The organism is Trinickia sp., from assembly GCF_051961175.1.
In the GTDB taxonomy this organism is placed as follows: domain Bacteria; phylum Pseudomonadota; class Gammaproteobacteria; order Burkholderiales; family Burkholderiaceae; genus Trinickia.
Genome location: NZ_JBQCDN010000064.1, coordinates 1 through 10475, shown reverse-complemented (window position 1 = coordinate 10475; position 10475 = coordinate 1). Strand labels below are relative to the sequence as shown.

Genomic DNA, 10475 nt, shown 5'->3' with positions numbered 1-10475 from the left:
CCCGGCGCTTCGGCTCGCGGAGACAGTGTCGGCGGGATTGAAAGCCTGGTCCTAGTGCCGGTGGCTCATTCGCGGTAATCGCCCCTTTTAGGCCAAACCGGACGGGCGTGTCTCGGGGAGCCCTGTCCAGTGCGTTTTCCGCCTGAGCATCTGCCACCCCAAATTTGATCGGGCGCTCTGACATCGCGTTCCGCGCCCGACCCGGTCGTCCCGCCCCTCCTCGCCGCTCGGAATAAATCGCTCATCGCCCTCGTTTAAATTCGCACGTGGCTCGCAAATCCGCCGGCGCATTGCGAGCGGAAGACGCGCGTATCCCATCGCGCGAATCGAGAGCCTCGCTCATGTCCCTTATGTCTCGCATTGAGCGGCGAGACCGGCACGCATGTGCCTGTTGGATGCAACACGTAGCCGCACGCTGCGCATGCGGCGGGAGCAAGAGCATGTCACGAGTTGCCATCGTCGGCCAGTCGCGCCGGCTGCTTCGCTATGCCTTGATATGGGGGGCCGCGACGTTTGGCTTGTGTCAGTCCCTCGCGGCATGGGCACTGCCGATATTCGCGCGGCAAACCGGGCAAAGCTGCGTGGCATGCCATGCGGGCGGGCAGTTTCCGGAGCTGACGCCCTATGGACGAATGTTCAAGCTCAACGGCTACACGATGGGCGAACGTACTGTGCCGGTTGCTATCATGGGCCTGTTAGATTTGAGCAGCACGAGGCACAACCACGACGCCGGCGGCAATGTGATTTCACCGAAGGACAGCCTGCCGATATTCGATGCTGCCAGCATCTTCTTCGCCGGGAAGATCACCGACCGGATCGGCGCATTCATTCAATACACCTATACAAACTACGATCATCAAGGCGGCGACGGCCGGTGGGTGGGCCAATGGCACTCGGACAACATGGATTTCCGTTATGTCGACAGGCTCATCGAGAACAGCGACGACCTGATTCTCGGCATGACGTTGAACAATAACCCGACGGTCCAAGACGTCTGGAACAGCACGCCAGCCTGGAGCTACCCCTATATCTCGTCGCCGACGAGCAGTGCCGGGGTGCCCCAATTTCTGCCGCTTCTTGAAGGGACATTGGCTCAGCAAGCGGTCGGCTGGGGCGGCTACCTCTATTGGAACCGCGCCGTCTACGCGGAGCTCTCCTTCTACAGCACGGCCGACGGCATCTGGTCGTTCATGAGCCACGGCAACAAGCCGGGAGATGTCAACCATCCGCAGATATACCTACGTGGCCAGAACCCATACTGGCGCGTCGCGTTGACTCGTGAATGGGGGCCGCACAACGTAATGCTGGGAACGTTTGGCATGAGCGCCAACCTCTATCCGAACGACGCTAATGCGTTCCCGATGTTCTCGCAAGGCGTCACGCGTTTTCGGGATCTCGGTTTCGACGCGCAGTATCAGTATCTGCTGGAACCGCACACCGTGACCGCGCAGGCCAGGTACATCCGCGAGAACATCCATGATCCGCACAACCTTGCTTTCGGTGCCAGCACCTCAGCCAATCTGAAATCGCTGCGGCTGAAGTTCTCCTATATCTATCGAGCACGTTACGGTGCCAGCCTTTCGTTCTTCAACGTGACGGGCAGCCGCGACAGCACAGCGTATGCGGGCAGCGCGAGTGCTTCGCCCGCGACGCAAGGCTGGATGCCGGAAATCTTCTGGATTCCCGTGCAGAACATCCGCGTTGGCCTGCAATACACGCACTTCACCAAGTATCTCGGTGCACGCGCGAACTACGACGGACAAGGGCGCAACGCGCGGGATAACGACACGCTGCTCCTCTATCTCTGGGCTGCGTACTGGTGACGCACTTTGCGGCGGCACGCTAGCCGTTGGAGGAGTGAAATGAAGCGAACGTCGCGACTCATGCTGCTTGTCGTGTTGCTCGGCGAGGCCGGTTGTCATGACCTCGGGCGGTCACGATCGATCGATAATCCGGCGGTTGCCGGAAGGACAATCGCGCTGCAAGTGTGCTCGAACTGTCATAGCGCGAACGGCGTATCGGTTTCGCCGATGTTTCCCAAGTTGGCGGCCCAGCAGCAGGCTTACCTGGTCGCCCAAATCACGGACTTCAAGGCGCATCGTCGCGCGGACCCGAATGCGAAAAAGTACATGTGGGGGTTCAGGCATCTGAGCGAGACGCAAATCCAACAGATCGCCTCCTACTTTTCCAGTCAACCGCCGCCGCCCGCGAAGTCTGGTGATCCTCTCTTGATCGACAAGGGACGAGCGATTTATGCCGGAGGTCTGCCTGGCCAAGGTGTGCCAGCGTGCAGCGCCTGTCATGGCATGCACGGCGAGGGCGCCGGGGAAATTCCTCGGCTCGCCAGCCAGCACGCGGATTACATCGTGAAGCAACTCATGGTCTTTCGAAATCACGGACAACGACCGCGCGGCGAACCCATGGAGTTGTTTTCCGACAAGATGTCCGAGCAAGACATGCGTTCGGTCGCGGCCTACTTGCAGGCGCTTTATTCGGACAACGTCGCGAGCGGCGATCAAAGCGCCGCGCATGAATAGCGCGTGAGTGACCTGCCCTTTTCCGATTGCCGATCCGCTCGGCCCGACGCGCCGCCATAGCGCCCGTTCAACACGTTGCCGCTATGCAATCGCAACCCCGGCGCCGTCGTCAATACTTCAAGCGTGCGTCGCTCGTCGGCTCAATTACGCGCCGCGCGCCTTGGTGCTCCTCCGACGGCTAATTCTGCCTGATGCCTTCAGCCTGGATTTGCAACCTCGTTTTCATATCGAAGCCCAACTTTCGCCCGATATCGATACCGAAGTCGGCCCGATTAAACTGGGCGCTCGCTTCGATGCCACAAACTTCGCGCTTGAAGTAGGGGTTGACGAAGCACTTGAATGAATCGATCTTCAGGGCGAGCGGACGCGTTACACCGTGCAGCGTCAGCGTACCGACCACCTCAGCCGGCTTGTCTCCGCGGAACTCGATGCGGGTGCCCTTGTAGGTCGCACTCGGAAACTGCTCGATGTCGAATCCGTCCTTTCCACGCAAATTGTGGTCGAGCTGTGTGTTGCCCGTATCGATCGAGGCTGGATCGATCGTGACCTCCACGGTACCTGTTCTGGTTGCCGGATCGAGCGTCACCGTGCCGCTCGATTTCGTAAATTTGCCACGCCAGATCGATACGCCGCCAAAGTGATCGACAGCAAAGCTCGGATAGGTATGCGTCGGATCGAGTTGATAAGTGGTAGCGAAGGCGGTAGCCGACATCGATGCGGCAATCAGACCTGCGGCAATGGATAGGTTTCGTTTGCTCATGTCTCCTCCTGGTTGACTCAGATCGCTCGTCAGAACTTCGTCGCGACGATATGGAATTTGATCGCAACTTCATCAGCGACGATCGAGGTTTCTTTCCACTCGCCCGTACCGATGTTGAATTCAGAGCGCTTGATCGGCAGCATGCCATCCAAGGTCTGCATGTTGTCGCGTTGCGTGAGTGTCACCGGCACCGTAACTGTCTCGGATTTGCCCTTGATCGTGAGCTTCCCCGTTACCCGGTATCGATCGCCGCCGACGGCGGAAATCGCAGTCGAGACAAATGTCGCCGTCGGATACGCCTTGGCATCGAACCACTCATTACCCGCCACTTGGCGGTTGTAGCTTGCGTCACCCAGGTCGTAGCTGCCGACATCCACGGTGAGCTGTGCGCTGCCGGCTGACGGCTTGGCCGGATCGAAGCTAATTCGCGCGCTGAACTTCTTGAAGACGCCTTCGACAGGCACATTCATTTGCTTCGAAATCGCCGTGATCGTGCTTTTTGCAAGGTTCATTTCGGCAAGCGCGTGTTGTGCGGCTGCAAGCGCCATGGCAGCGAACGCGGCTGCCACGCAACGGTAAAGCAATGTCTTCATCGAAAATCCTTCGTTACTTGAGGAAAGGCATCATGCGATAGAGCAATCCGTCGCCGTCGAGCCAGTGATGTTTGACGGCGGCAGCGACGTGCCCGATAATGAGTGCGAGCAGCCCATAATCGAGCGCGATATGGATGCTCTTGAACCAGATCTTGTGTACCGGGTCGGGCGCAATGATCGGCGGTAGCGGCACGATGCCTAGATAGACGACCGGTATGTTGGAGGCCGAACTGTAGAGATAGCCGGACACCGGAATCGCGATCATCAGCGCATAAAGGGTGAAATGGCCGGCATGCGCCGCGCGGCGCGACCAGATTCCCATGCTATCGGGGAGCGGCGGTGCGCGATGCGTCAGCCGCCAGAGGATGCGCAGCACGGCGAATGCGAGCGCCGTCACGCCGATCCATTTATGCCAGGAGTAAAAGCGCAGCTTGTCGGGCGTGATGCCGGGAATGCGGGTCATCGCCCAGCCTAGGGCGAACCCGCCGGAGATCAGCGCGGCAATGATCCAATGCAGCGCGATCGCACCGCCCGTATACGCGACGCGCTCGTCGTTGTTCGAATGAAGACACTGGCCCGCGTGCGTGCAGGCTCCTCGCCCTGCCCTTGTCTTACGTACGGTCATTTGACGCATGGTTTTTCGCCCCTCCAATCAGCGCTGTACGCCCACGCACACGACCCGCTGAGCACCGAGTCCCGGCACGCCCGCCTCCACGACATCGCCAACACGCAAATAGCGGCCATAATGACTGCCGATTCCCGCAGGCGTGCCCGTGCAGATCAAGTCGCCCGGATGCAAAACGGTATGCGAAGACAAATATGCGATCTGCTCTGCGATACCGAAAATCATGTCGCTCGCCATCCCTTCCTGCATCGGCTCACCGTTGAGCGTCAGCCACGGACGCAGTGCGGCGGGAGCGTCGACATTCCATGGCGGCACGAGCCACGGCCCTGCCGGTAGCCAACCACGCCTCGATTTGGATTGCAGCCAATCCGTGCCGAGCGTCGGCAAGTCCTGTCGAAACACCCCCGCTCGCAACGTGATGTCATTGACCACGCAATACCCCGCGACATAATCGAGCGCATGCGCGACGTCGACATTGCACGCAGCCCTGCCGATCACGACACCAATTTCGACTTCCCAGTCGAGCGTCGATGACGTCGCCCCGATGAGGAGCGGATCGAACGGTCCCGATACTGAACCGGCTCCCTTCATGCAGATGTACGGCATTTCCTCGCTGCGACGCTTTTCGATCGCGGCGAGGACGGTGTCGCGACGATCGCCGTCGAACTCGCCGCCGTCAGCATCGAGCGCTGCCTGCAGCACCTGCGAGCGGTAGTTTCCGATCGTGCAATAAACCTGACGCGGTGCAATCGGCGCATGGAGCCGAAAGGCCGAGCACTCGAATCCGCATTCGACGATCAATGCCCGTGTTTCTTCCGCTTCGCATATGCGATGCAGTCGATCGATGTTGACGGACCACTCGTCGAGCAATTCGCGCATTGACGTTGTCCCGCGCAGCCCTTCCGAACTCCAATGTGCAAGCGCCATTACGCGATCGTTAAAAAGCAGTGCCGGAAAGGGACGGCACGCGGCAATCGAAACGTTGACCAGTACGGGATACATGAGCGTTCAAAATTCGTGGCCGGACGGTGCGGGGACGGTATGGCCGTCGCCCTGGGCAATCCCACGGCGACGAGGTGCCGTTTCGACGAGAAACACGACGGCGCAGGCGCCCGCGACGAGACTATAGAAAGCGAAGTCGAGCGTGCGCGCGAGGCCGAAGTGCTCAGCGATATATCCGGCAATCGCGGGTGCCACGCCGCCGCCGAACGTCTCGCCCACTCCCGACACAAACCCGATGGCTGAGGCGACGAGACCGGCCGGGGCGGCTTCCGTGGCGACGGGACCGCTCAGCAGCGACAGCAATCCGATCGAGAACATCGAGACTCCGAACAGCAGCGCGAAAAGCATCTTCGGATCGGCCGCCGTGCGGGAAAACGCATACAACAGCAATGTCGCGGCGGCGAAACCGAACAGCGCGGTCGGCCGGCGGCCGACCCGGTCGGAAAGCCCCGGCAAGGCGAAGGAACCGGCGAACCCACCGAAGCCGATAGCGGAAGCCACGAAACCCATGCTGCGCGTGTCGAGGTGAAGAACCGCGATGAGATAAGTCGGCACCATGGCACCGATCACGAAAATGCCACCCATCGCGCAGAGAATCGCAGCCGTGGCGACCAATACGTTGCGCGTCCGTAGCAACTGCGTCCAGTTCGCCTTGGCGACGCCGGCATGCCCGGCCGGCGCACCGCGACGGTCTGCTTCGCGCAACGACCGCCAGATGAGGAAGGATACGATCAGGCCTGGCACCGCCGAAATCATGAAAACCCAATGCCATGACGGCACGATTCGCAGCAACTGAGTGGCCGCGATGGGCGCGAAGCCTAGCCCGACGAGCGGAATCATGCTCAGTTGCAGCCCCTGATTGAGTCCTCGGCGAGCGGGACGCGAAGCCTCGCTGTTCGCCGCGAGGCTCGCCGGGGTGAAGGCCCCTTCGGCCACCCCCATCGCTGTACGCAGCAACATGAGGCTCATAAAGCCGGAGGCGAACCCGGACAAGCTCGAAAGCAGCGAAAAGCCAATCATGGTGGCGACGAGAATCTTCTTGCGGCCAATACGATCTGAAACCGGCCCCATCACGATCGACCAGAGGCCCCATGCAACACCGAGGCACCCGATCAGACTACCCAGTTGCGAATAGCCAAGGTGCAGGTCGCGCATCATGTACGGGAACATCGGCGCCATCAGCCACCGGTCGAAGCCGACCAATCCGAACCCTAGCCCCAGCAGGACGAGCGTCTTGCGCTCGTAGCCGATGTCGTGGTGTGGTGCGCTCATGAAATGTCTCCGTGGAATTTGGGTTGTCGTGCTGCTCGTCGAGCATTGCGACGAGACTCATTCGAAGGGCTAGCCTGCCGGTGGAATGACGCTCCAGTTGCCGTCGTCATGTCGGAAGAAAAAAATCGTGACGCCCTGCGCGTGCCCGGGAAGCGAAACCCGCACGCAGCGATTGCGATTGGGCCTGGTAGGCGGCATCCGGCTGACCTGCACGAGCTCTGCACCGCTCCTGCCGAACCATCTCTCCACCACGCAACGCAACGTTCTTTCATCAGCGAACACTTTCCGCTCCTCCGCGAGACCTGCCGTAACGTAGCGCCGACGGCACATCTTCAATGCATTCACAGTGCTAACGTTAGCGCATATTATGCGGCTAAGTTAGCAATGTCAAATGGCATCAATCGATCTGTGGAATGCTTACGTAAGCACCGATCGAGAGCCTTAGCACGAAGTCATCCGGAACCGGTGACCCGGTAGCGGACTGTACTCATATTGCTATCGATAGCAGCAGAGTTGCCCAGTGTGCTATCGTTTCTCCGAAATCGCCTTCATTGGAACGTCATGGTCACCATCAAAGACATCGCCGCCCGGCTCCAGGTTTCCCCATCGACGGTAGGCCGCGCCCTCGCCGACGACCCGAGGATCAGCGCCGCTACGAAAAAGAGAGTGACGGAAGTCGCGAACGAAATGGGCTACGTCGCCAACTTGGCCGCCCGGATGATGCGGGGCGTGTCGAGCAATCTGATCGGCTTGGTCCTGCCCGACATCCGCAACAGCTTTTATGCGACGATCGCCCACGCGTTGTCCAAATGCGTGCAAGGCGCGGGCTTCCAGCTGACGCTGTCGGAAACCGAAGACGACCGGATGGTCGAGTTGCAGCACCTGCGCGAGCTGGCCAGCGCCAACGTGGCAGGCATCATCATCGTTCCGTCCGCCAAGCCGCACAGGGAGGCAGTACGGCTGCTCAAGATGCAGCCACACGTTCAGCTGATTCGCCGGGAATCGGCGATCGGCGATCAGTTCTTCGGAATCGACGATACGCAGGCGATATACGACGCCACGAATCACCTCATAGAACTGGGTCACCGCCGTATCGCCTATATCGGCGGGACCGACGATCTACCCACGGGCGCGGCACGCTTGCGCGGCTATCAAAAGGCCCTCGAACCGCTGCCGCGCAGCGGAAAAGCCGGCCCGGACCTCGTACGGCTCGGCACGCCCGGCTCGGTCGAGTTCGGCCGAGAGGCGATACGCGCGCTCCTGTCGCAGGCCAATGCACCAACTGCGGTAGTCGCAGGCTCCGTGCGCATCACGCAGGGCGTTCTCGAAGAACTGACGGCGCGGCGCATCAGCGTTCCGGATCAGCTCTCCGTCGTAGGCTTCGGCGATGAAGTCGGCTTTAGCTGGTGGGGCCCAGGGCTCACGACGATCGGGCTTCCCGTTCACGATCTGGCGACCGCGTGCGGCCTCTGGTTCGTGCATCAGATCCGCCACGGCGAATCCGCGCGCGCGCCGTACTCGTCGATCGCCACCTCGACGCTCATCATGAGAGGGAGCACGCGGGAGCTGCTTACCGTCACGCGGGAACGAACGTCCGCCGCTAGCAGGAGTAAAAGCACCGCTTAGTTTTTCGGGCTGGGGCATCGACTGCCCGGCAGCCGTTCGTACCATCTGATGGTGCCGAATAAGAAGCGGAAAATGCGGCACTCGGCAAGCTTCAGGATCGGATTGTCGTAGCAGCCGGTGCGGTCCCGCCGGACCGGCCGCCGACTTCGACTAGAACTTGTGCCGCAGTCCCACACTGGTCAGGAATTGGTGATTCGTCGACGATGGCCCGCCACTGCTGCCGATGAACGCGCCGTTGAATATCGTCGAGCCTGCCCCGCTGACGGTCTGGTACTCGGCCATCAGATAAAGGTCGGTCCGCTTGGAAAGCGCATACGCGGTCATCAGATTGAACTGATTCCATCGCGGCTTCGCATTCACGGCCGCATTCGAATACCGCCCATCAGTGAAGGTGTACGATGCGGCGACAAGCCATGCCGGATTGATCAGATAGCGAATGTTCGCTTCGTAGTTATCGAACGTGAGATCGGTGGACAATCCGGTCGACTGGGGCGCCAGCGTGCTGCCGCGATAAACAGCGCTGGTGCTGCCGTAGTGCGAATGACTCCAGACGAACCCCAGCGTGGCCGGGCCGATCGTGTAGCCTGCCCCAACGCCCCATACCTGCTGAATCGCGGCGTGAAACGTGGCATCGCCCGACGTGGACGAGCCGTCCAGCGCGCCGGCGGCACCATCGCCAGGGTTGTCGATGCGCATGTACGCCGCACTGACCGTAATCGGGCCTCGGCTGTAGGTCGCCCCTGCGCTGAATGCCCGATTGTCAGAGAAATCGCCGGCCTTGTTCGAGAACGCATAAAGCCCGCCGAACTTCAGCCCGGTGAAATCGGCGCTCGCAAACTTGACTGCATTATCGAGCCGGAAAAAATCGCCGAAGTTATCGTTGTCCATCGGATGCATGAACTCGAGCCCGCCGACGAAGCTTTGAGCCAGGCTCCGCGGCGCAAGATAGTCGACCACGGAGTCGTATTGGCGTCCGAGCGTGACGGTACCATAGGGGTTCGACATGCCCACCCACGCTTGCCGGCCGAACAAGCGCCCGCCTTGCTGCAGCGTTCCGTTCGTGCCCGTAAACCCGTTCTCGAGCCGGAATATCGCCTTAAGGCCCCCGCCTAGATCTTCGGTGCCCATCATGCCCCAGCGATCGCCGACGATATTGCCGGTTGACGCGAACACGGCGCTATGCCCTCGCTGGTTACTTACATACGAAATGCCGTTGTCGATCAGGCCATATAGCGTCACCGAGCTTTGGGCGTGAGCCGCTGCGCACAGACAGCTTCCGATCGCGAGTGCGATTTGCCGCTTCATTCATGTCTCCAGGCGTTGTTGGATTGTCGAGGTCGTCTTCGTGCTATCGGCTGCCACCCTCCTGCTCTTTATGCGCGAACGTTAGCACTGAGATGCAGCATATTTGCTGAGTGGCCCTTCTTAAATTGGGGTTTTCGATAGCCCTGGGCCAAGCCCACTGCGTAAGAATGTGCGAAAGTCGCAGCCATCTCCGTGAAACTGCTTGCTTGGCAAGTCGTCGATTGTCGTGCTAACGTTTGAACAAATTCACCCAGTTTGCGAGCGAAGCCCCTCATGAGCGACACCGTTTTTCTGACCGACTACGCTTGGCCTGACGACAGCGTGGAGCGTGCCATCATCGAATCCGCCGGCTTGCGCTTGATCAGCGGCCCCGCATCGCCGGCGCCCGCCTCCGAGATTGAAGCGCTCGTGCGCGAGCATCGTCCCGCGGGCATCCTGACGTGCTGGGCACCGGTATCCGCGCAGGCCATCGAGGCAGCCCCCGACCTCAAGATTGTCGCGAGACTCGGCGTCGGGCTCGATAACATCGCAGTCGATGCGGCCACGGCAAGAAGCGTGTTAGTCACGAATGTGCCGGACTATTGCGTCGAGGAAGTCTCGGACCATGCGATCGGTTTCGCTCTGGCGTGGACGCGCGGCCTCGTGTTCTTCGACCGCGAGATACGCGCCGGACGATGGATTCCCTCCGATGCCCGGCTGCGCCGCCTGGCCTCGCTCACCTGTGGACTGATCGGCTATGGCCGCATCGGCCGGGC

The 10475-nt window shown here is 60.6% G+C and carries 10 protein-coding genes; 4 read left to right on the top strand and 6 right to left on the bottom strand.

The window, feature by feature from the left end:
* Positions 1-440: 440 nt before the first annotated feature.
* Complete coding sequence (locus tag ACTHL0_RS03540; protein WP_440565207.1) at positions 441-1823, top strand: cytochrome C; 1383 nt, start codon at positions 441-443, stop codon at positions 1821-1823.
* Between the two features lie 39 nt (positions 1824-1862).
* Positions 1863-2537 carry a c-type cytochrome gene (locus ACTHL0_RS03535; RefSeq protein ID WP_440565206.1) on the top strand — a complete coding sequence of 225 codons (675 nt, stop codon included), beginning with the start codon at positions 1863-1865 and terminating at the stop codon, positions 2535-2537.
* Positions 2538-2715: 178 nt separating this feature from the next.
* Here the strand turns inward: ACTHL0_RS03535 and ACTHL0_RS03530 are convergent, their stop codons facing one another.
* The 5 genes from ACTHL0_RS03530 to ACTHL0_RS03510 form a co-directional block, all read right to left on the bottom strand.
* A complete protein-coding gene (locus tag ACTHL0_RS03530) occupies positions 2716-3297 on the bottom strand; it encodes a YceI family protein (RefSeq protein WP_440565205.1) in 582 nt (193 codons plus the stop codon).
* Between the two features lie 29 nt (positions 3298-3326).
* Positions 3327-3890, bottom strand: coding sequence for a YceI family protein (locus ACTHL0_RS03525; RefSeq protein WP_440565204.1), 564 nt, complete (start codon positions 3888-3890; stop codon positions 3327-3329).
* 13 nt (positions 3891-3903) lie between these two features.
* Entirely contained in the window at positions 3904-4515 is a 612-nt protein-coding gene (locus tag ACTHL0_RS03520; RefSeq protein ID WP_440565203.1) for a cytochrome b, read from the bottom strand.
* Positions 4516-4542: 27 nt separating this feature from the next.
* On the bottom strand, positions 4543-5442 hold the full coding sequence (locus ACTHL0_RS03515; protein WP_440565202.1) for a fumarylacetoacetate hydrolase family protein: 900 nt from the start codon (positions 5440-5442) through the stop codon (positions 4543-4545).
* Between the two features lie 81 nt (positions 5443-5523).
* Positions 5524-6789 carry an MFS transporter gene (locus ACTHL0_RS03510; protein WP_440565201.1) on the bottom strand — a complete coding sequence of 422 codons (1266 nt, stop codon included), beginning with the start codon at positions 6787-6789 and terminating at the stop codon, positions 5524-5526.
* A gap of 561 nt (positions 6790-7350) precedes the next feature.
* Between ACTHL0_RS03510 and ACTHL0_RS03505 the strand changes: the two genes are divergently transcribed.
* Positions 7351-8415: a LacI family DNA-binding transcriptional regulator gene (locus ACTHL0_RS03505; protein WP_440565200.1), complete on the top strand. Its 1065-nt coding sequence runs from the start codon at positions 7351-7353 to the stop codon at positions 8413-8415.
* Between the two features lie 150 nt (positions 8416-8565).
* Here the strand turns inward: ACTHL0_RS03505 and ACTHL0_RS03500 are convergent, their stop codons facing one another.
* The gene (locus ACTHL0_RS03500) at positions 8566-9720 is read right to left on the bottom strand and encodes a porin (protein ID WP_440565199.1); all 1155 of its coding nucleotides are present in this window, start codon (positions 9718-9720) and stop codon (positions 8566-8568) included.
* 273 nt (positions 9721-9993) lie between these two features.
* Here ACTHL0_RS03500 and ACTHL0_RS03495 point away from each other — a divergent pair.
* Positions 9994-10475: NAD(P)-dependent oxidoreductase (locus ACTHL0_RS03495; RefSeq protein ID WP_440565198.1), on the top strand; the 482-nt coding region annotated here is incomplete at its 3' end.

Coding starts and splice junctions, on each gene's coding strand:
- ACTHL0_RS03530 (WP_440565205.1), bottom strand. CDS start 3,297: ATGAGCAAACGAAACCTATCCATTGCCGCAGGTCTGATTGCCGCATCG.
- ACTHL0_RS03535 (WP_440565206.1), top strand. CDS start 1,863: ATGAAGCGAACGTCGCGACTCATGCTGCTTGTCGTGTTGCTCGGCGAG.
- ACTHL0_RS03540 (WP_440565207.1), top strand. CDS start 441: ATGTCACGAGTTGCCATCGTCGGCCAGTCGCGCCGGCTGCTTCGCTAT.
- ACTHL0_RS03515 (WP_440565202.1), bottom strand. CDS start 5,442: ATGGCGCTTGCACATTGGAGTTCGGAAGGGCTGCGCGGGACAACGTCA.
- ACTHL0_RS03500 (WP_440565199.1), bottom strand. CDS start 9,720: ATGAAGCGGCAAATCGCACTCGCGATCGGAAGCTGTCTGTGCGCAGCG.
- ACTHL0_RS03520 (WP_440565203.1), bottom strand. CDS start 4,515: ATGACCGTACGTAAGACAAGGGCAGGGCGAGGAGCCTGCACGCACGCG.
- ACTHL0_RS03505 (WP_440565200.1), top strand. CDS start 7,351: ATGGTCACCATCAAAGACATCGCCGCCCGGCTCCAGGTTTCCCCATCG.
- ACTHL0_RS03510 (WP_440565201.1), bottom strand. CDS start 6,789: ATGAGCGCACCACACCACGACATCGGCTACGAGCGCAAGACGCTCGTC.
- ACTHL0_RS03525 (WP_440565204.1), bottom strand. CDS start 3,890: ATGAAGACATTGCTTTACCGTTGCGTGGCAGCCGCGTTCGCTGCCATG.